Origin of the sequence: Streptomyces sp. URMC 126, assembly GCF_051386555.1 — a bacterium.
Classification (GTDB): domain Bacteria; phylum Actinomycetota; class Actinomycetes; order Streptomycetales; family Streptomycetaceae; genus Streptomyces.
This window is the reverse complement of sequence record NZ_JBPQTX010000834.1, coordinates 1-276: the sequence shown is the minus strand read 5'-3', so window position 1 is coordinate 276 and position 276 is coordinate 1. Positions and strand designations below refer to the sequence as shown.

Genomic DNA, 276 nt, shown 5'->3' with positions numbered 1-276 from the left:
GAGAGGGAGTCCTGGGCCCGCCCGTCGCCCCAGGTGTCGGCGAACGCCTCGCGCCAGAACCGCGCCTGGCCGATGGAGACCAGCGCCCAGGGCGAGTCGATGTACGCGATGTGGCCGGGAATGCCCCGGACCGGCTCCCGCAGGTAGTACTGGATGCCGTGGGACCAGGTGGTCCGCAGCCGGCGCATGGCCGCCAGGCGCGGCGCGGCGGCGAGCACGTCCGCGCTCCACAGCGGCACGGCCCGCTCCACCGGCACCGCCACCACGAACCAGTCC

The 276-nt window shown here is 75.0% G+C and carries 1 pseudogene; it reads right to left on the bottom strand.

The window, feature by feature from the left end:
- Positions 1-276, bottom strand: a pseudogene (locus ACSNOK_RS34135) (FAD-dependent oxidoreductase); the annotation flags it as partial.